At 69.9% G+C, this 19,221-nt stretch carries 22 protein-coding genes; 10 read left to right on the forward strand and 12 right to left on the reverse strand.

The annotated features are described in order from the left end of the window. Nucleotides 1–57 precede the first annotated feature (57 nt). Both AB0B64_RS50115 and AB0B64_RS50120 read left to right on the forward strand, forming a co-directional pair. Nucleotides 58–1,053 (forward strand): helix-turn-helix domain-containing protein, encoded by a 996-nt coding sequence (locus AB0B64_RS50115; protein ID WP_358196288.1) that lies wholly within the window; start codon nt 58–60, stop codon nt 1,051–1,053. A gap of 44 nt (nt 1,054–1,097) precedes the next feature. Next, nucleotides 1,098–3,734, forward strand: coding sequence for a caspase family protein (locus AB0B64_RS50120; RefSeq protein WP_358196302.1), 2,637 nt, complete (start codon nt 1,098–1,100; stop codon nt 3,732–3,734). A 9-nt stretch (nt 3,735–3,743) separates the two neighbouring features. Here AB0B64_RS50120 and AB0B64_RS50125 read toward each other — a convergent pair whose 3' ends face one another. The 4 genes from AB0B64_RS50125 to AB0B64_RS50140 form a co-directional block, all read right to left on the reverse strand. Then, complete coding sequence (locus AB0B64_RS50125) at nt 3,744–4,154, reverse strand: VOC family protein (RefSeq protein WP_357958724.1); 411 nt, start codon at nt 4,152–4,154, stop codon at nt 3,744–3,746. Between the two features lie 10 nt (nt 4,155–4,164). Further along, nucleotides 4,165–4,605 (reverse strand): helix-turn-helix transcriptional regulator, encoded by a 441-nt coding sequence (locus tag AB0B64_RS50130; protein WP_357958727.1) that lies wholly within the window; start codon nt 4,603–4,605, stop codon nt 4,165–4,167. Between the two features lie 68 nt (nt 4,606–4,673). After that, entirely contained in the window at nt 4,674–4,880 is a 207-nt protein-coding gene (locus tag AB0B64_RS50135; protein WP_357650494.1) for a tautomerase family protein, read from the reverse strand. A gap of 50 nt (nt 4,881–4,930) precedes the next feature. Continuing rightward, entirely contained in the window at nt 4,931–5,665 is a 735-nt protein-coding gene (locus tag AB0B64_RS50140; RefSeq protein ID WP_358196318.1) for an SDR family oxidoreductase, read from the reverse strand. Between the two features lie 110 nt (nt 5,666–5,775). On the opposite strand from AB0B64_RS50140, the gene AB0B64_RS50145 reads away from it, so the two are divergent. Together AB0B64_RS50145 and AB0B64_RS50150 are read left to right on the forward strand one after the other, a co-directional pair. Beyond that, nucleotides 5,776–6,465 (forward strand): TetR/AcrR family transcriptional regulator, encoded by a 690-nt coding sequence (locus AB0B64_RS50145; RefSeq protein ID WP_357958733.1) that lies wholly within the window; start codon nt 5,776–5,778, stop codon nt 6,463–6,465. A gap of 244 nt (nt 6,466–6,709) precedes the next feature. Then, a complete protein-coding gene (locus tag AB0B64_RS50150) occupies nt 6,710–7,159 on the forward strand; it encodes a hypothetical protein (protein ID WP_358196325.1) in 450 nt (149 codons plus the stop codon). Nucleotides 7,160–7,180: 21 nt separating this feature from the next. Here the strand turns inward: AB0B64_RS50150 and AB0B64_RS50155 are convergent, their stop codons facing one another. Together AB0B64_RS50155 and AB0B64_RS50160 are read right to left on the reverse strand one after the other, a co-directional pair. Next, nucleotides 7,181–7,504: a hypothetical protein gene (locus tag AB0B64_RS50155; protein WP_358196330.1), complete on the reverse strand. Its 324-nt coding sequence runs from the start codon at nt 7,502–7,504 to the stop codon at nt 7,181–7,183. A 27-nt stretch (nt 7,505–7,531) separates the two neighbouring features. Then, nucleotides 7,532–7,972 carry an Lrp/AsnC family transcriptional regulator gene (locus AB0B64_RS50160; RefSeq protein ID WP_357958740.1) on the reverse strand — a complete coding sequence of 147 codons (441 nt, stop codon included), beginning with the start codon at nt 7,970–7,972 and terminating at the stop codon, nt 7,532–7,534. Between the two features lie 79 nt (nt 7,973–8,051). On the opposite strand from AB0B64_RS50160, the gene AB0B64_RS50165 reads away from it, so the two are divergent. Continuing rightward, nucleotides 8,052–8,795, forward strand: coding sequence for an AzlC family ABC transporter permease (locus AB0B64_RS50165; protein ID WP_357958744.1), 744 nt, complete (start codon nt 8,052–8,054; stop codon nt 8,793–8,795). After that, a complete protein-coding gene (locus AB0B64_RS50170) occupies nt 8,788–9,114 on the forward strand; it encodes an AzlD domain-containing protein (RefSeq protein WP_358196347.1) in 327 nt (108 codons plus the stop codon). Before AB0B64_RS50165 ends, AB0B64_RS50170 begins: the two co-directional genes overlap by 8 nt. A 993-nt stretch (nt 9,115–10,107) precedes the next feature. Here AB0B64_RS50170 and AB0B64_RS50175 read toward each other — a convergent pair. Together AB0B64_RS50175 and AB0B64_RS50180 are read right to left on the reverse strand one after the other, a co-directional pair. After that, entirely contained in the window at nt 10,108–10,734 is a 627-nt protein-coding gene (locus AB0B64_RS50175; RefSeq protein WP_358196356.1) for an NAD(P)H-binding protein, read from the reverse strand. Nucleotides 10,735–10,777: 43 nt separating this feature from the next. Further along, entirely contained in the window at nt 10,778–11,221 is a 444-nt protein-coding gene (locus AB0B64_RS50180) for an SgcJ/EcaC family oxidoreductase (RefSeq protein ID WP_358196365.1), read from the reverse strand. Between the two features lie 91 nt (nt 11,222–11,312). Between AB0B64_RS50180 and AB0B64_RS50185 the strand changes: the two genes are divergently transcribed. Beyond that, nucleotides 11,313–11,768: a MarR family transcriptional regulator gene (locus AB0B64_RS50185; protein ID WP_358196375.1), complete on the forward strand. Its 456-nt coding sequence runs from the start codon at nt 11,313–11,315 to the stop codon at nt 11,766–11,768. Nucleotides 11,769–11,884: 116 nt separating this feature from the next. On the opposite strand, the gene AB0B64_RS50190 is transcribed toward AB0B64_RS50185, so the two are convergent. Continuing rightward, the gene (locus AB0B64_RS50190) at nt 11,885–12,547 is read right to left on the reverse strand and encodes a response regulator transcription factor (RefSeq protein ID WP_357958760.1); all 663 of its coding nucleotides are present in this window, start codon (nt 12,545–12,547) and stop codon (nt 11,885–11,887) included. Further along, entirely contained in the window at nt 12,544–13,884 is a 1,341-nt protein-coding gene (locus tag AB0B64_RS50195; protein ID WP_358196385.1) for a histidine kinase, read from the reverse strand. The genes AB0B64_RS50190 and AB0B64_RS50195 overlap by 4 nt, the downstream gene beginning before the upstream one ends. Before the next feature lie 115 nt (nt 13,885–13,999). Between AB0B64_RS50195 and AB0B64_RS50200 the strand changes: the two genes are divergently transcribed. From AB0B64_RS50200 to AB0B64_RS50210, 3 genes are read left to right on the forward strand one after another with little or no spacing between them, the layout of a single operon-like run. Continuing rightward, complete coding sequence (locus AB0B64_RS50200) at nt 14,000–14,911, forward strand: ATP-binding cassette domain-containing protein (RefSeq protein WP_358196391.1); 912 nt, start codon at nt 14,000–14,002, stop codon at nt 14,909–14,911. Beyond that, the gene (locus AB0B64_RS50205) at nt 14,908–15,705 is read left to right on the forward strand and encodes a hypothetical protein (RefSeq protein WP_358196397.1); all 798 of its coding nucleotides are present in this window, start codon (nt 14,908–14,910) and stop codon (nt 15,703–15,705) included. Before AB0B64_RS50200 ends, AB0B64_RS50205 begins: the two co-directional genes overlap by 4 nt. Before the next feature lie 23 nt (nt 15,706–15,728). Next, a complete protein-coding gene (locus tag AB0B64_RS50210) occupies nt 15,729–16,904 on the forward strand; it encodes an alpha/beta hydrolase (RefSeq protein WP_358196403.1) in 1,176 nt (391 codons plus the stop codon). A gap of 52 nt (nt 16,905–16,956) precedes the next feature. On the opposite strand, the gene chrA is transcribed toward AB0B64_RS50210, so the two are convergent. Together chrA and AB0B64_RS50220 are read right to left on the reverse strand one after the other, a co-directional pair. Then, complete coding sequence (gene chrA / locus AB0B64_RS50215) at nt 16,957–18,162, reverse strand: chromate efflux transporter (RefSeq protein WP_358196415.1); 1,206 nt, start codon at nt 18,160–18,162, stop codon at nt 16,957–16,959. Next, nucleotides 18,159–18,845, reverse strand: coding sequence for a TVP38/TMEM64 family protein (locus tag AB0B64_RS50220; RefSeq protein WP_358196419.1), 687 nt, complete (start codon nt 18,843–18,845; stop codon nt 18,159–18,161). The genes chrA and AB0B64_RS50220 overlap by 4 nt, the downstream gene beginning before the upstream one ends. Between the last annotated feature and the right edge of the window lie 376 nt (nt 18,846–19,221).

The raw sequence follows: 19,221 nt of genomic DNA on the forward strand, positions 1-19,221 counted from the left end.
GGTGGGCGGGACCCGACGGTGAGGGTCCGGAACGCCATCATGCGTACACTTTCGGACATGCCCACCGTCGCGCTGCTGACCGCCGGTCACCTGCTGCACTTCGAGCTGGGGGTGGCCTACGAGATCTTCGGCAATCCCCCGAGCGAAGCCACGGAGGGCTGGTACGACGTACTGCTCTGCGGGCCGGGGCCGGTGCGGGTCGGCCCGTTCATGGTCGAGCCCGACTGCGGGCTGGAGCGCTCGGCCGGTGCCGACACGGTGATCGTGCCCGCGTGCGCCGACATCGACGATCCGCCGCCGGCGGAGCTGGTCGAAGCCGTACGCGCGGCCCACGAGTCGGGGGCCCGGATCGCCTCCCTCTGTACCGGAGCGTTCGTGCTCGGCGCCGCGGGCCTGCTGGACGGCCGGCGGGCCACCACTCACTGGGCTCACACCGCGGAGCTGAGCGCCCGCCATCCACTGGCCGTGGTCGATCCGGACGTCCTGTACACCGACAACGGCAGCGTGCTCACCGCCGCGGGCAAGGCCGCCGCCGTGGACCTCTGCCTGCACCTCATCCACCTCGACCACGGCGCCGCCGTCGCCAACTCCGTCGCCCGCCGCCTCGTCATGCCACCGCATCGGCCCGGCGGTCAGGCCCAGTTCGTGGCCACGCCGATGCAGGTCCGGGGCGACCACCTGCTCGCCGACCTGTTCACCTGGGTCCGGCAACGGCTGGATCAGCCGCTGACGGTGACCGACATGGCGCGGAAGGCGAACACGAGTCCGCGCAATCTCGGCCGGCAGTTCCGGTCAGTGGCCGGGCAGACGCCGCTTCAGTGGCTCCTGACCCAGCGCGTACGCCGTGCCCAGGAGTTGCTGGAGGCCACCGACGAGAGCGTCGAGGCGGTCGCCGTCGCCACCGGCATGGGCACCGCCACGACGCTGCGGCGCCAGTTCAAACGGATCGTCGGAGTCCCACCTGACAGCTACCGGCGCTCCTTTCGCAGCGCGGATCGAGCAGGCTCGCTCCGGTACGGAGAAGGTGACGGTATCGAGATGAGCCCCGGCTAGGCTCCACTCGACGCAGCCCGGATCCTTTCCCTGTGGGAGCCGCTATGGCGGGTGGAACGAACCAGCTGAACCTGTGGGTGGTCGACGACTCCGCGGATCCGCAGGAACTGGACGAGCTGACCGCCGCGCTCCGCGCCGAACTGCTCGACATGGATGTCATGGTCAGCCTCTCCCAGGCGGGTGCGACGCCGCCGGGCAGCAGGGCGATCCTGTCCTTCGCCATCGGCGGCCTGACGGTCGCGCTGGCGGGCACCGAGTTCCTCGGCGCCATCGTGGAGGCGGTGACCGCCTGGCTGACGCGGCACCGGGATCGTTCGGTGAAGATGAGTCTCGACGGCGACGTGCTCGAGGTGACCGGGGTGTCGTCGGCGGATCAGCGCCGGCTGATCGATGAGTGGCTGGCTCGCCGCCAGGCGCGGCAGGAGCTCACCGAGGCCGCTCCTCGCGGCGGCCGGCGGGTGGCGCTGATCGTGGCCTGCGACGACTACCGCGACTCGGGGCTGCGCCGGCTGCGCGCGCCCGCCATGGACGCCGAAGCGCTGACCCGGGTGCTGGGCGATCCCGCGATCGGCGATTTCGAGGTGCGTACGCTGGTCAACGAGCCCACACCGGTCGTCACCGAGGCGATCGAGGACTTCTTCGCCGACCGCGATCCCGACGACCTGCTCCTGCTGCACTTCTCCGGGCACGGTGTGAAGGACGACAGCGGGGATCTGTACTTCGCCACCTCCAGCACCAAGCTGAACCGGCTCGCCGCGACAGCGGTGCCGGCCGACTTCGTCAACCGGGGGATGAGCCGCAGTCGTTGCCGCCGCATCGTCCTGCTGCTCGACTGCTGTTACGCGGGTGCCTTCGCGCGCGGCGCGATGCCGAGGGCCGGGTTCAGCATGCACGTCGAGGACCAGTTCGGCGGGCGTGGGCGCGTCGTCATCACCGCCTCGAACGCGCTGGAGTACGCCTTCGACGGCCTCGACCTGGCCGACGACCGGCAGCCCGCTCCGTCCGTGTTCACCGGTGTGCTCGTCCAGGGGCTGGAGACCGGCGAGGCCGATCTCAACCAGGACGGGTATGTGGGCATCAACGAGTTGTACGACTTCGTCTACGAACGGGTGCGCACGATCACCCCCAAGCAGACGCCGGGCAAGTGGACGTTCGACGTCCAGGGTGATCTGGTCGTCGCCCGGCGGGCCCGCCCGGTCGAACGGCCCAGCGAACTGCCCGCCGAACTACGCGAAGCGCTGCAGAATCCGATTCCCACGGTGCGCACCGCCGTTGTCGGGGAGCTGGAGCGCCTGCTGCGCGGCGCACATGCGGGGCTCGCCCTGGCCGCGCGGATGGCCCTGCGGGAGCTGGCCGACGACGACAGCCGCATGGTCTCCGCCGCCGCCGCCCAAGCCCTCGCCACCGCCGGGCCGGGCACCACCGCTCCACCCGAACCCACCGCTCAACCTGCCCTCACCGCCGAGCCCGAACCCGCCGCCACGTCCCAGGCTCCCGCCACACCGGTCGAGCCCTCTCCCCCGCCTCAACCAGCCAGCCCAACTCGGCAGCCCGTCACGCTGAAGCCATCTGCCATCGCGGGTTCGATCTGCGCGATGTGGCGGCGGCGGCCCCGCGTCGTTCTCCTGGCCGGGCTCGCGGTGGTCGTCGCAGCGACAGCCGTCACCACAGCACTGCTATACGGATCAAACCATGACAGCAGCCACGAAAGCGGCAGCGGTGGCGTCGAGGCGCCGATGACGTCGGTGGCGTTCAGTCCGGATGGCAAGACCGTCGCGATGGCGAGCTACCTCAAAGGCGACCTCTGGCTACGCGACGCGTCAACGGGAGCCGCCCTGTCCACCCTCAACGACTCAGGCAACACCAGCGGCCTCTACGGAATGGCCTTCAGCCCGGACGGCAAGAAGATCGCCGCTAGCCGCGCCGACAACTCGATCCACCTGTGGGACGTCCGCACCGGTGCGTCGATCACCGACCTCACCGGTCACACCGAGGGCCCGCTGACGAACGGCGGTCGTGCCAGTGTCGTACGAGCCGTCGCCTTCAGCCCGGACGGCAAGACCCTCGCCAGCGGCGGCATCGATCAGACCATCCGGCTCTGGGACGTGGCCACCGGCCGCACCCGAACCCTGATCACCGGTCACACGGGCGAGGTCACGGCGCTGGCTTTCACGCCCGACGGCAAGACCCTGGCCAGCGCCAGTGAGGACAAGACGATCGGCCTGTGGAACCCGGCGAACGGCCACACCAAGGGCACCCTCACCGGCTCCCAGGACGGCATCCACTACCTGGCCATCAGCTCGGACGGGAGGACACTGGCCAGCTCCAGCGGGGTCACGTACGCCATCCAGATGTGGGACCTGACGACGCGTACCAGCAAGGACCTCAAGACCGGACACACCGACGGGGTCGGCCCGGTGGCGTTCAGCCCGGACGGCAAGACGCTGGCCAGCGGCAGCTTAGACAAGACGATCGTGCTGACGGATGTCGCCACCACGCGCCCGCTCGACACACTGACCGGCCACAGCGGGCAGATCGCCGACCTGGCCTTCAGCCCGGACGGCAGGTCTCTGGTCAGCGGCGGCTCCTACGACGGTACGGCACGCCTCTGGGATATCGCGACCCGTCGCTCCCTCGTCATGACGGTCGCCTCCCCCACCCCGACCAGCTCCAGAAGCTGAACGCGAGTATTACGCCTTGGGCGCCTGCTGGATCCGCACCAGGTTGCCCGAGGGGTCGCGGAACGCGCTGTCGCGCGGCCCCCAGGGCTGCTCGATGGGCTCCTGCAGCACCTCGGCGCCGGATGCCCGGACCCGCTCGAAGGTCGCGTCGAGATCGTCGGTGCTGAAGATGATCATCGACAGGACGCCCTTGGTGAGCAGTTCCTGCAGGGCGTCGCCGTCGGCCTGGGAACGGCCGGCGTGTGGTTCGGAGAGCACGATTTCGAGGTCCGGCTGGGTCGCGCTGCCGAGCGTGACCCAGCGGAACCCGCCGGAGGCGACGTCGTTGCGTACTTCAAGGCCGAGCGCGTCGCGGTAAAAGGCGAGCGACTCGTCCACGTCGTTGACGGTGATGTGGCAGTAGCGGAGTGCGATGGTCATGTCGCCCACGTTAGGCGGCGGCGACGCGATCCGCTTCTCCGATCCTGCTCGGCGGGTTTCGTGTCGGCCGCGTGCGCACCTTCGCCACGCACGCGGGCATCGCCGCCTCGACGCGGTGCTCCCGGCCGCGGTACGCGCTCGGCGTCTCCCCCACGACCTCGGTGAACCGCGAGCTGAACGAGCCGAGCGACGTACAGCCGACCGCCATGCACGCGTCGGTCACGCTCATGCCCTCGCGCAGCAGCGCCATCGCCCGCTCGATCCGGCGGGTCATGAGATAGCTGTACGGCGTCTCGCCATAGGCCGCCCGGAACCGTCGCGAGAAGTGCCCCGGCGACATGAGCGCGTGGCGGGCCATCGCCGGCACGTCGAGCGGCCGCGCGTACTCCCGGTCGATCAGATCGCGCGCTCGGCGCAGGTGCGCGAGATTAGCGAGGTCTTCCGGACTCATGGGACGAACATACCACCCCCAAATGGCCCTTTACCTGCACGAATGCCACTCACGGGTGGGACAGGTGCTCAGCTTCGGCCGAGCATCTCAGCGGTGAGGATGTCCCCGCCGAGCCCCCAGCCGCCATCGGGGACCTCGTCGATGAGGACCAGGGTGTTCGCCCGGGCCCGCTCGCCGTACACGGCCGCGTAGGCGTCGGTGACGGCGTCGATGAGCTTCTTCTTGGATTCGGGGGTCAGGGTGTCGGCGGGCACCTTGAGGTTGGCGAACGGCATGGTGTTTTCCCTTTCGTGTGGATGATTCAGAGATGAGCCTTCGGCGGACGTCAGATGATGCCGCCGTTCGCGCGCACGACCTGCCCGTTGACCCAGTGCCCCGCGGGGCCGGCCAGGAAGGCGACGACCCGGGCGATGTCCTCCGGGGTGCCGAGCCGCGCGAGCGGGGGCTGGTTGGCGAGCCGCTCGATCGTGGCCTCGTCCTTGCCCTCGAGGAACAGGTCGGTGGCGGTCGGCCCCGGCGCGACCGCGTTGGCCGTGATGTCCCGCCCGCGCAGCTCGCGGGCCAGGATGAGGGTCATCGCCTCGACGGCACCCTTGCTGGCGGCGTACGCCCCATAGTTGGGGAGCTGCAGGCCCACCACGGAGGTGGACAGGGTGACGATCGCGCCTCCGGCGCGCACGCGACGCGCGGCCTCCCGCGCCATGACGAAGGTGCCGCGGATGTTGGTGCGGTGCAGGGCGTCAAGGTCGGCGAGGTCGAGGTCGGCGATCGGGGACAGTGACAGCCGTCCCGCGGAGTTCACGACGACGTCGACCCCGCCGAAGACCTTCTCCGCCTCGTCGAACATCGCCGCGACCGCGGCCTCGTCCGCCACGTCGGCCTGCGCCGGGATCGCCCGGCCGCCGGCCGCGGTGATCTCCTGGACCACCTCGGCGGCGGCCGCGGCCGACCCTTGGTATCCCACGACGACCGCGGACCCCTGTGCCGCCAGAGTCGTCGCGATCGCCCGGCCGATCCCGCGGGAGCCGCCGCTGACCACTGCTACGCGCTGCTCGTTCATGGAAACCCCTCCATTCGTATCGTCGATACGCATCAGCGGTATCGCCGCTAAGGCACGACGGTAGCACGGTCTTCGTATCATCGCTAGCGCTGTGGCGTATCATTGGTCACATGACTGGAACGGACTCCCTTCGCACGGCGATGATCGAAGCCGCGGAGCGTCAGCTGGCGACCTCCTCGGACAACGAGATCGCCACGCGGGCGGTCTGTGAGGCGGTCGGTGTGAGCCAGCCCGTGCTCTACCGGCTCTTCGGCGACAAACGAGGACTCCTGGACGCCATCGCCGACCACGGATATGAGAGGTACGCCACGCTCAAGGCCGCGCAGGAGCAGACAGCCGATCCGGTGGCCGATCTGCGCGCCGGCTGGGACGACCACATGGCGTTCGCGAGGGAGAATCCTGCCCTCTACCAGCTGATGTTCACTCCCCGGCCGTGGTCTCACTCTACTGCCCGGGATCGCGTGTTCGACTTGCTGGTGGCGACGCTCGTACGGTGCGCGGCGACGGGCGCGCTGAAGGTCGAGCCGCGGACCGCCGCCCAGCTGATCCTGTCGGCGAGCATCGGCAACGCCCTCAACCACATCGCCGGCCCGGCCCTGTTCGACGACCCCGCGCTGTCCCATCGCATGCGCGACGCCGTGTTCTCATACGTGCTCACCGAAACAACCGCTCAAGAGGACGCCGACCCGCTGCGTACCGCCGCACTGCGCCTGCACGCGCAACTCGGCCTCGGGGGCACCGACGCCCTCGAACCTGCCGAGGTCGCCCTTCTCCTGCGCTGGCTCGAACGCCTCACCTAACGTTTTGGTGGCTGCCGGCTCAGACGGCCGGCGTCCGGTCCGCCCATGGGCGGGCGCGCTCCAGCTGCCCGGCCAGGCGGAAGAGGATGCCTTACGTCCGAACCCGGTGTCACGCATTCGGAAAGCTTCATGTCATCATCCCCGCATCCACAGGATGCCATGGCAGCGTCGATCAGCCGGGGCGGCACTCTGGCTTCCTGCCGTGCTCGTCGTCACGCCCCCGAATCACCCTGGAGAAGTCATCATGACCGTGCCCGAACACATCGCGACCTGGCGCGACGCTCGCTACGACATGCCCGTCAGTCAGCAGCTGGCGCGCTACGACGAGCTGGCCGCCAAGCACGCGTCGGCCCGCGCCCGGATCGAGCTGGTGACCCGAGGGATCTATGACCCCGACCGGCACGGAGCCGATGATCGTCCTCCCCTTACCGTGGCCGAGCACATCGAGCTGCTGGGGCTGGCGGAGTGCATCGCGCGTACCGTGCGTCATCCCGCCAACATTCACCACGCGGTGCTGGCCGGAGTCACCTGGGCCGACATCGCCCGCATCGTCGACTCCGACGAGCGCACCGTACGGCGGGACTACCAGCGATGGGCCGACGACCAGCACGACCTCAACCGGCAGGACCCCGACCTCGGCATGACCGCCGACGAGCACGTCGCCGCGACCGCCAGAGCTTCGACGGGGCTCTGAGACCGGCCCAGCACCGCGAGGTCATGTGTCGCGCAGGATGTCGAACGCCTGGCGGGCCGGCCGCCGCGCCGACTCCAGCGTCCGCTCCTCCTCGGGAAGGGCGTGAAAGGCGAGCACGGTGGCGCGCAGCGCGCCCACATTGGCGCGGGACAGCACGGAGGCGCGCAGAGCGAGCGCCTGCTCGTCCTCCTCGCTGCCCGCCTTGACCAACCGGTCGCGCAGCGCGTCCATGAGGCAGCCTTCGAGTTCCAGCAGCACCGGCTGCGCGGACCTGGTCGGCTGGGAGAACATCTGGCCCGGCAGGCCGCTGAACAGGATGGCGACCCCCGCGCACGACCTGCCCATCCCGGCGGGCTGGGCAGGTCGTGCGCGCTATGGAGCCGGCTTGAGGTTCTTGAGCGTGAAGTGCGAGGTGATGCCTCGGACGCGCGGGATGGTCATGACGTACTGGCTCAGAAACGCCTCATAGGCGGCCAGGTCGGCCACGGCCACCCGCACGAAGTAGTCGGGACTGCCGAACAACCGCCGCAGCTCGACGACCTCCTCAGCCCGCGCCAGGGTCTGCTCGAAGTGCTCGACCGTCTCCGCGTCCTGGGCGTCGAGCGTCAGGTCGACCAGGACCTCGAAGGACCGGCCCACGGCGGCGGCGTCGATGACCGCCCGGTAGCCGCGAATCACGCCCTCGGCCTCCAGCCGCTGAACGCGCCGCAGGCACGGCCCGGTGGTGAGCCCGACCCGCTGGGCCAGCTCCACGTTCGTCAGCCGCCCGTTTCGCTCCAACTCGGCGATGATTGCTCTGTCAATCGAGTCCACGAAAGAATATTGCACCGCAGACCTCTGGCTGAGCAATATCCGCAACCACATAACAGCCGTTTTCCGGCACCCTAGAAGGGTGCAAGATGTACTAGTCCCGACCGCGGTGACCCCCGCCCACACCACCCGGCGCCAGCAGATCGCCGCGGGTGTGCGCGATTCCTTCTCAGCTGGGCTGGGAATCTTCCCGCTGGGGATCGCCCTCGGCCTGCTGGTCCTCCAGGCCGGCCTGCCCGGGTGGCTCGCCCCCGCCCTGTCCTTGGCCGCTTTCGCCGGCTCCCTGGAACTCCTGCTGGTGGGCATGATGGCCACGGTCACACCGCTCGCCGCAGTCGCGCTGACCGTCCTGGTGGTCAACTTCCGGCACGTCTTCTACGCCTTCTCCTTCCCGCTTCACCTGGTCAAGAACCGGTGGGCGAAGGCGTACGCCGTGTACGCGATGATCGACGAGGCGTACGCCGTCAACGCCTCCCTCCCCGAGTCGGAACGCTCGGCGGCCCGGCTGCTGGCGATGCAGATCTCCTGCCAGACCTACTGGGTCGGCGGCGGCCTGGTCGGCGTCGCCATCGGCGCGGCCCTGCCCGCACCGATCAAGGGCCTGGAGTTCGCCCTGTGCGCCCTGTTCACGGTGCTCACCCTGGACGCGTTCCGCTCCCGCCGCGAGATCCCCTCCGTGCTGCTCGCCGCGGCCAGCGTGACCGCCGCCCTCATCGTCACCCCGGGCGTCGCCATGTTCACGGCGCTGCTGCTGTTCGTCGCCCTGCTGCTGGCCCGCCACGCGCTCACCGCCCGCCGACCCGTCCCGGAGGCCGACGATGCCTGACCTCGCCTACATCCTCGCCGTCCTCGCGATCGTCTTCAGCATCACCTTCGCCCTGCGCGCCGTCCCCTTCGCGGCGCTGCGCACGTTGCGCGGCTCGGCCGCCGTGGCGCAGCTGTCGGTCTGGATGCCGGTCGGCATCCTCGCCATCCTCGCCCTGACCGCCCTGCACAGCACCATCACCGCCGACCCGCACACGACGCTGTACGCGTTGCTCGCGGTCGCCATAACCGCGGTCATCCACCTCGCCTCAGGCCGCCGCACCATCCTGAGCGTCGGAATCGGCACCGCCGTCTACGTCGTCCTGGTCAACGCCTTCTGAGCTTGTCTTTCAACCGCTGATGCGGCGCCGGGTTTGCCTGGGGCTTCACACCCCCAGGCAAACAGGTCAAGTGCCTTCAGACCCGCTGGCGTTACTACTCGGCCCGAACAAAGTCCACTGCACCCTTGGAGGCCGCTGTCGAGGTGTCGCAGCCGGCATCGCCGATCGGCACCGCCCTCACGTCAAAACCAGGAGGGGCATCGGGAAATAGGGCCCACCTGGGCCCCTCAGGGCTGATCTGTACGGGCCCCAGACCACCTCCTGGTAGCCAGTTGCGGACTCGCAAGCAATAATTGTCTCCGAAGTAAATAGCAGCCGTGTGCCGCCAGCCTGAATATTGCCCGGCCGGAATCAGGGCATCGTAACAACCCTGGCGGTAAATACAGCTGGCCCCCCTCCAGACCTCGACGGCGCCGAGGGCGATCGTGCTCGTATTGTGAACCCCGTTGTCCGTTGGTGAGGCCGCCGATGCGGAGGGTGCCGCACTAGCCAGAAGACCTGCTGTCATGGCGATCGCGGCAGCCCATGCCATTCTCTTCATTTCCTTCTCCCCTGCCTGGTGATTTCCCGCTGGATCTTTCCGGTGAACCACATGACGAACGGCACTTGTAGAATCGCGCCCAGGGCAATGGCTGTTTTTCTGATCCGCCACCCGACCGGGCGCATTGCGGTTCTTTCCTGCGATGAAGAACGGCTATTGCGAGAAAGTTAACACGTTCGCTTCTATGGCACCTAGGACAACAATGGGACATTTCGCGGGCATGTGAGCCTCTCACATCGCGCACATAGAAGGAATGCGTAGAGCGACGAATAGCCTCGGTACGCCCTTGTCGCCGTTCCGGCACGCGCGCCATCGCAGATCCCGTCAACCATCGCTTCGCCGACGCCGCGCCAGGCCGCAGCCGTCGGCAAAGGTAGCGGCTCATCGAACAAGAACGGGCGGCGAGTTGCTCGCGAAACTTCGTCCGTAGTCAGTCCGTAGTCACTCCGCAGTCAGGAGGAGACGGCGACCGCGGTCCGATAGCTGCGAGGGTCGTCGATCGCGTCCAGGGCGAAGGCGGCCAGATCGGCGCGGGAGGTCTGGGAGCCGACCCTGGCGGTGGCACCGATGGAGACGCGGGGATGGCCGGTGGCCGGCCGGTCGGTGAGCCTGGTGGGGCGTACGGCGGTCCAGGCCAGGCCGCTGGTGGAGAGCAGATCCTCCATGCGGGCCATGTCGGTGTAGGTGTGCCGCATGAGGTGGTGTAGGAGGCGGGCGGCCAGGCGGGTGCCCGGTCCGGCGCCGGTGGGGACGCCGAGCCCGGCGGAGGAGATCACGACCAGCCGGGCACCGGGCTTGAGGGCGGAAATGATCTCGGCCGTGCCGGTGGAGTAGACGGCGGTGGGTCCCCGTCCGGCGGCGCCGAGCGCGGAGATCACCGCGTCGTGGTCGTCCAGCAGACCCTGAAGCGAGCCGGGGGCCAGGATGTCGGCGGTGCGGATGGTGAGCCCGGGCTCGGTCATTTGGAGGGCCTGGGCCCGGCGGGCGATCGCGGTGACGCGGTGTCCGGCGGCCAGGGACCGCTCGACGATGAGCCGTCCGGTACGGCCGGCCGCACCGATGACGGCGATGGAGCTCATAGGTGTATTCCTCCCCGAGCGTCGGCGGGCTATTGGGTGGCGGTTACTGGGCGGCGGGCTTGGTGGCGGGCTGGAACTTGAAGGAGACGGCCTCCATGAGCCCCTTGTGCTTGGTCTTCTGGACAGCGGCGATGCGCCACTGGCCGTCGGCCTCGCGGACGAGGGTGTAGGTGGCGAGCTTGCCGAGCTTCTTGGGCGCGCCCTTGACGACCTCGCCACGGGTGACCACGACGGCGGTGTCGGCGCCGTAGCGGCGGATCTCGAGGATCTCCATGACCAGTTGGGTGCCCTTGAGGAAGCTGTCGAACAGGGCCTGGTGGGCGCGGCCGATCTCGGCGCCGCCGTGGTACACGGTACCGACGAAGGTGACGTCGGTGGCGTCGTCACTGAAGCAGGCGCCGTAGGCCGCGCCGTCTCCGCGATTCCAGGCGTCCTGGCTGCGCTGGAGGACGGTACGGATGGCGGCGAGGTCGATCGTGGTGGTCATGGCGATACCCTCTCGTGATAGCTTCTAAGGAGCAGTTACTTCCTTAACGAAGTATCTTCTCTGAAGAAGAGAATATGAAGCGGAGAATCGCGTGTCAACCACACCGGGACGATCGAACGCCGGCCGGCTCTACCGCCGCTACCTCAGCGCGGTGATGCTGCACGGCCAAGCCAGCGCCAAGGCGTGCGACCTGGGCGCTACGGATCTGTACGCGCTGAACATCCTGGAGCTGACCGGCCCGATGACCCCCGGCGAGCTGGGCACGCGCACCGGGCTGACCACCGGGCCGACCACCCGGCTCATCGATCGGCTGGAGCAGGCCGGCTATGTACGCCGTGTTCCGGCACCCGACGACCGCCGCAAGGTGATCGTCGAGCCCATCGGCAAACCGGCCGAGCTCGACCAGGTCATGGCCCCCGCCCGGCAGAAGGTCGGCGCGATCCTCGCCGGCTACTCGACCGAGCAGCTCGACGTCCTCTTCGACTACTTCGACCGCGCCGCCGATGCCTACCAGGAGGCCGCCGAGCTGCTGCGATCCGACTCCTGAGCCGTCTGCCCCAGGAGGTAGCACTGACGTCCGTCATGAACTCGCCGGCCGACAGGGGGGCCGGCCTGTCAGCTGACGTCCCTCGTGAACTCACCGGCCGGCAGGAGGCCGGCCCGTCAACGGGATGGGAAAACCAGGCCCGCGTCGTAAGCCATGATGACCAGCTGTATTCGGTCACGGGCGCTCAGCTTGGCAAGCAGGCTGGCCACGTGTGCCTTGGCGGTGCCAGGGCTGATGTGCAGCCGGGCGGCGATCTCGGCGTTGGACAGGCCGCCCCCGACCAGGGCCAGCACCTCGTGCTCCCGTTCGGTGACGCCCACGAGCCGCCGCGCCTCGGGAGAAGGGGCGCGAGCCGGACCACGGGTGAAGTCCTCGATGAGGCGGCGGGTGACGCCGGGGGCGATCAGGGCGTCTCCGGCGGCGACGACGTGGACGGCGGACAGGATGTCTTCCAGCGCCATGTCCTTGACCAGGAATCCGCTCGCTCCCGCGCGCAGGGAGGCGTAGACGTTGTCGTCGTCGTCGAAGGTGGTCAGCATGATCACGCGGGTGGTCTGGGACTCGGCGAGGATGGTCTGGGTGGCCTCGATGCCGTCCATGCCCGGCATGCGGATGTCCATGACCACGACGTCGGGGCGCAGCCGGCGGACGAGCTGGACGGCCTGGGCTCCGGTCCCGGCCTCTCCGGCGACCTCGACATCGGGGGCGGCGTCGATGACCATGCGCAGGCCCGCGCGGATCAGCGGCTGGTCGTCGGCGAGCACGATGCGGATCGTCACCGGGCCTCCATCAGGTCGATGTCCGCGTCCTGGCCGAGTCCGCTTGGCGCGAGCGGCAGACGTGCGGTGACGCGGAAGCCGCCCTCGGGCCGGCGGCCCGCGCTGAAGTCGCCGTTCAACAGGGCGACCCGTTCGCGCATGCCGACGATCCCATGCCCGTCGCACTCGCGGACAGCGGCGTGTCCGTCGTCGATGACGTCGATGCGTAGTTCCTCTTTCCCGTAGTCGATCACGACCCGGCAGTGGTCCGTGTTCGCATGGCGGAGCACGTTGGTGACCGATTCCTGGATGATGCGGAAGGCGGACCGATCGACGGCGGCGGGCAGCGAGCGTGGCTCTCCGTGCCGGCGCACGTCTACGCGGACACCGGCGGCCATCGTCGTCTGCGCCAGCCGGTCGACGTCGGCCAGCCCCACGGGAGCAGCCGGCTCAGCCAGGCCGGAATACCCACCCTCAGCCAGGCCAGGACGCCCGCGCCCGGTCGAGCCGGGAAGCCCGTGCTCAGCCGGGCCAGACTGCCCGCGCCCGGTCGGGCCAGACTGCCCGCGCTCAGTCGTGCGGAGCACGCCGAGCAGGTGCCGCAGCCCCTTCAACGTCTGCCTGCTGGTGTCCTCGATCGCGTCAAGCGCCTGGCGCGCCTGCTCCGGCCGGCTGTCGATCACCCGGGCGCCCGCGCCGGCCTGGATGGCGATGATGCCGATGCTGTGCGCGACCATGTCGTGCAACTCTCGCGCGATGCGCAGCCGCTCGTCGGTGACCGCCCGAGCCTCGGCGTACGCGCGCAGTGCCCGGTCGTACTCGCGCCGCTGCCGGATGAACATCCCGGCCAGCCAGGCGACCAAGACGGCCAAGCCGAGCAGGAGCGACAGCGCGAGGAAGCCCGGCGCCGAGGCACGCAGGCCGTCGCGCAGCAGGTCCAGCTGCCAGGCCGGCTGCTGCACGATCAACGCGGCGGCGGCCGCCGCCAGGCCCGCGCGGCGCGACCGGGTGGCGGCGAAGAGGCAGACCATGACGTCGGCCGCCGGGAAAAGCGGCCAGACCCCCTGGGCCGGGTAACCCAGGAAGGTCGCCACGACGATCTCGGCCAGCAGCACCGCGAGCACCATGGCCGGCCGCTGCCGTGCCCAGGCCAAGGGGACGGCCATGGCGACGGCGAACCCCGCATGCGCCGCGCCCACCGGGAACAGGTCTTCACTGTCGGTCAGCGTCATGGCGTACAGCAGGGGCACCAGGGCCGCGACGCCGCCCCAGATGAGCAGCGCCCGCACGCCGGAGGGTAACCGTGACCAAAGGGGCGGTCTGGGCGTTTTGTCGCGCACCCGGTCGATCGTAGTCATCCGCTTCCCGTCGGGCATCGGCCTGTGGGCGTATGCCCGCAGGCCACCCCCGCGCCGCGGAAACCGGCCCACGGCCAGATGCGGCGCCTCTGGGAGCTGCGACAGCGTTGATCGGGTGATCGAAGTCAACGGACTGACCAAACGCTACGGCGCGGTGACGGCGGTGCGGGACCTCACCTTCGCCGTACGACCGGGGCACGTCACAGGGTTCCTCGGCCCGAACGGCGCCGGCAAGAGCACCACCTTGCGCATGATCCTCGGCCTGAACCGCCCCACCGCGGGCACCGCCACCATCGACGGCCGCCCCTTCGCCCGCCATCGCGCCGGGCTGCGTCATGTCGGCGCGCTGTTGGACGCGGGCGACGTCCATGGCGGCCGCACCGCCGCCGCTCACCTGCGCGCACTGGCGGCCGGCAACGGCCTGCCCCGCCGCCGGGTGGCCGAGGTGCTGGAGGAGGTGGGCCTGACCGGAGCGGCGCGCCGCCGGATCGGCGGGTTCTCGCTCGGCATGCGCCAGCGGCTCGGCATCGCCGCCGCTCTGCTGGGCGACCCGCCCGTGCTGCTGTTCGACGAGCCGATCAACGGCCTGGACCCCGAGGGCGTGCGCTGGGTGCGCGGCCTGTTCCGGCGCCTGGCCGCCGAGAAACGCACCGTGCTGGTCTCCAGCCACCTGATGAGCGAGATGGAGAACACCGCCGACCGCCTGGTCGTCATCGGGCGAGGCGAGTTGATCGCCGAGGAGAGCCTGGCCGACTTCGCCGCCCGCGGCACCGGCGCGTCCATCGCCGTACGTACTCCCGACCCTGCCGAGCTGGCGGCGGTCCTCACCCTTGAGGGCGCGCACGTCCGGCCGGACGGCGGAGAGGCCCTGACCGTGACCGGGCTGAGCGCCGCCCGCGTCGGCGAGCTGGCCCACCAGCGGCGGATCATGCTGTACGAGCTCGCCCCGCGTACCGCCTCGCTGGAGCAGGCGTTCATGGAGTTGACCGCCGACCGCGCCGACTACCGAGCCGGGGCCCCGCGATGACCGGCGGCCGATTCCGCGACCTCCTGGCCGCCGAGTGGATCAAACTCTGGTCCCTGCGCTCGACCTCCTGGCTGGTGGGCCTGGGCACGTTGGCCATCGTCGCGTTCGCGCTCCAGAACAGCCTGGACGCCTACAACGGCTGGCCCGGATTCACCGCGATGGAGAAGGCCAGGTTCAACCCTCTCACCGAGGCGTTCAGCGGCCTGTCCGCCTCCATGCTCATGATCGGCGCGGGCAGCCTGGGCGCCTTGACGATCGTCGGCGAGTACGCCACCGGCCTCATCCGCACCACCCTGGTCGCCGTCCCGGCCCGCCACCGCGTCGTGGCCGCCAAGCTCACCGTCGTCGCCACGGTCACGCTCGCGACCGGCACGCTCGTGTCGCTGGGCACGTTCGGCGTCAACCAGGCCGTCCTGTCCGGCCGCGGCGTCGCCGTCTCGCTCGGTGACCCCGCCGTCCTGCGCGTCCTGGCCGCCAACGCGCTGCTGGCACCGGTGTCGGCGCTGACCGGCTTGGGGATCGGCGCGCTGCTGCGGCACACCGCCGCCGCCATTGTCGCCGTCTGCGCCGCGCTGGTCATCGTGCCCACCTTCTTCCAGCCCAATGTCCATCAGTGGCTCAACGACCTGTACGCCCTGGTCCCCCTCTATATCTGGCGCACCTGCCTGGGCCTGCCCCAGCTCCGTGACGACCCCGCTCTGCCGACGGTGGCCGGCTCTTGGGCCGCCTTCGCGCTTTGGCCGCTGGCCGCCGCCGTCGTGACCTTGATCGTCGTACGTCGCCGTGACGTATGAGCGCCCTGACGAGGAGAAATCGCATGATACTGGCCCGCTTGCCGGCCGTTCCGTTGACGGCCTGCCTCACCTTGATCGCGGTGGCCGCCACCACGACGACCGCGACCGGAAACCCGGCCCCCACCGCGACCGTGTCCGGAAAACCGGCCCCCACCGCCGTCCGGCTGGCACTCCCGCGCCCGACCGGCCCCGACGCGGTCGGCCGCGACATCCTGCACCTGGTCGACAACAGCCGCAAGGACCCCTGGGTGCCCGACTCGGGCCCACGCCAACTCATGCTGTCGATGTACTATCCGGCCCGCTCCGCGACCGGCGCCCCCGCCCCCTACATGACCACCGCGGAGGCCGCCTCTCTGCTGCGGCGCAAGGCCCCCGGCGTCGAACTCCCTCCCGAGACCGTCAGCGCCACCCGCACCTACGCCCGCACCGGCGCTCCCGCCAAGCGCGGCCGGTATCCACTCGTCGTCCTCTCCCCCGGCCTCGGCCTCCCCCGCGCCAGCCTCACCTTCCTGGCCGAAGACCTGGCCAGCCGCGGCTACGTCATCGCGCTGGTCGACCACGCCTACGAGTCCTCCGGCACCACCCTGCCCGACGGGCAGACCATCACCTGCGCCCCTCTGTGCGACCAGCCCAAGCCTCCAGAGGGCGGGCAGGCGACCATCACCAAGAACCGGACCAAGGACGTCTCCTTCGTCATCGACGAGTTGGCCGGCCGGCACCCCGCCTGGAAGAAGTCCCGCATGATCGCTCTCAAGCGGATAGGCATGGCCGGCCACTCCCTCGGCGGCGACGCCAGTGCCGCCACCATGGCCGTCGACAAGCGCGTACGGGCGGGGGTGAACCTGGACGGCACCTTCCACCCCGCCGTGACGCTCGACCGGCCCTTCCTGCTGCTGGGCAGCCAGGCCGACCACGTCCCCGGCAAGGACGACACCTGGGATGCGAGCTGGTCCAAGATGAGCGGCTGGAAGCGCTGGCTCACCGTGGCCCATACCAGCCACACCAGCTTCACCGACCTGACCATCCTGCAGAAAGCGGTCGGCATGTCAGCGCCTGACGAGCTGTCGCCGCAACGCTCCCTCGAGCTCACCCGCGCCTACGTCGGCGCCTTCTTCGACCTGCACCTGAAGGGCAGGGAGCAACCGCTGCTCAACGGGCCGTCACCGGCCGACTCCGAGGTCGCCTTCCACAGTCCCTGACTCGCTCAGCATCGGTCCCGCTCCGCGCACTCGGCGGGGCGGGGCCGGGGCGTCAGAACAGCAGGGCGTGCGCGATGCCGATGGCGGCGCCGCCGGCGATGAACCAGGCGTTGTTGAGCCGCGTCTTCCACAACAGTACGAGCGTGACCACGGCGATGACCGCGGTGAGCGGGTCGATGATCGCGGTCCGGCCCAGTTCGTAGGACACCCCGGCCATGAGAGCGAGGGCGGCGGCGTTGAGGCCGTCGAGCAGGGCGGAGGTCCACTCGCTGGAGCGGAGCTTGTCGGTGAGTTTGGTGAGCAGGCCGACGAAGACGAACGAGGGCAGGAAGATGGCCACGGTGGCCAGGAACGCGCCCAGCGGCCCAGCGATCATGTAGCCGACGAAGGTGGCGGTGGTGAACACCGGCCCCGGGGTGACCTGGCCGACCGACACGGCGTCGATGAGCTGCTGGTTGGTGATCCAGCCGAGCCGGTCGACGAAGTCGCCGCGTAGGAAGGCCAGCAGCACGTAGCCGCTGCCGTACAGCACCGAACCGATCTTCAGCATGGTGGCGAACAGCTGAAGCAGCTGGCCGCCCGTGGGGTCGCCGAACACCGGCAACCCGCCGATCATCGGGGACCCGCCGAACGTCAGCAGTGGTGCGGCGAGCACCCCGTGGGCCGCGCCCCGGCCCGGCGGGCGGCGCAGGGCTCGGGCCGTGGCGGCCAGCGCCGCCCCGGCCGCCAGTACCAGCAGTTCGTTGACGCCCAGCAGGTACGCGGCCAGCGCGGCGACCGCCAGCACACCCAGCCAGACGGTCTTGACCACGGTGCGCAGCATGCCGAACAGCGCGTGCGCGATGATCGCGATCACCGCCGGGACGATGCCGTACAACAGACCCTCGGCCGCCGGCGTGCTGCCGTAGGTGACGTACGCCCAGGCCAGGCCCGTGACCATCAGCGCGGCCGGGAGGATGAAGCACACCCCGGCGGCGACCAGACCGCGCCACCGGGCCCGGTCGTAACCGAGGTGGATGGCCAGTTCGGTGGAATTGGGGCCGGGGATGAGGTTGGTGGCGCCCATCAGGTCCACGAACCGCTGGTCGCTGACCCAGCCGCGGCGGCGTACCAGCTCGTCGCGCATCATCGCGGTGTGCGCGGCCGGGCCGCCGAAGGCGATCAAGCCCAGCTTGAGGAACACCAGCGTCACCTCACGCAGCCGACGCCGGGCCGCCACCGGGTCCTGCCCGTGCGCTCCGGGCTCGTCCTGGCTCACCTGGACCCGGCCGGATCTTCCGCGTCCGGCTGCTCGACGCCGAGCCGACCGTCGAGCAGCAGGCCGGCCAATCCGATCGCGCCGCAGATCACGGTGACGACGACCAGCGCGGGATCGGTACGCCCGGTGAGCGCGTCACCGAGAAGGACGACCGCGATCGTGCCGGGAGCCACACCGACGGCCGTGGCGACCAGGAAGGGCACGAGCCGGACCGACGACACGCCCGCGCAGTAGTTGACCAGCGGAAAGGGAACCGGCCCGATCAGCCGCAGCGACCCGACGGCGAGCCAGCCACGACGGGCGAGGCGCCGGTTGACCGCCGCGACCGCCGGGTGGGTCAACCGCGCGGCGACCGCGTCGCGACCGATCGCGCGGGCGAGCAGAAAGGCCAGCGCCGCGCTCACCGTGGTCGCGCAGAGTGCGATGGCGATGCCGGTGACCGGCTCGAACAGGAGCCCGGCGCCGAAGGTGAACGGGGACCGCGGGAAGGCGATGGTTACCAGCGCATGCGTGACGAAGAACATGAGAGGAAGCCACGGACCGGCCGCCCGTGCCCAGTCGCGGATCTGTTGGGCGTCCGGATACGGAACGAACAGCGCGATCGTCACGAACGCCGCGAGCAGCACCACGACCCCGATCAGTCTCGGAGTACGGAGCCATCGCGCACGGCGGCGTATCAGCATGGAAGGTGCTTTCAGTTTTACGCGGAGCTCGGGGCGGGCTGGAACAGCTCGATGAGATTACCAGCGGGGTCGGCGAGCAGTGATCGGTTGCGACGGATGGTAATCGTGAGGTAATTTTCTGTCATAGCCGGGTGCCTGACTGGCGCTCGGTCCCCGCCCCATTGGTGTCCGCACCAACGGGAAAGCGTCCGGCGGGGCGGTGGCCCAAGAGGCGCACTCCCTCCAGGAGCGCGCAGTCAGGCCCCGACAACGCGGTTCTCACCCACGGTCCGCCCGGCTTGCCGGACAGACGCGGCTTCGGCTTCCACCGAATCACTACCCGGCCCCGATCGGGTGCGACGAGACTACGCCGATGTCGCTTTATCTAGGTAAACAC

The organism is Nonomuraea sp. NPDC049129, from assembly GCF_040648495.1.
Classification (GTDB): Bacteria; Actinomycetota; Actinomycetes; order Streptosporangiales; family Streptosporangiaceae; genus Nonomuraea.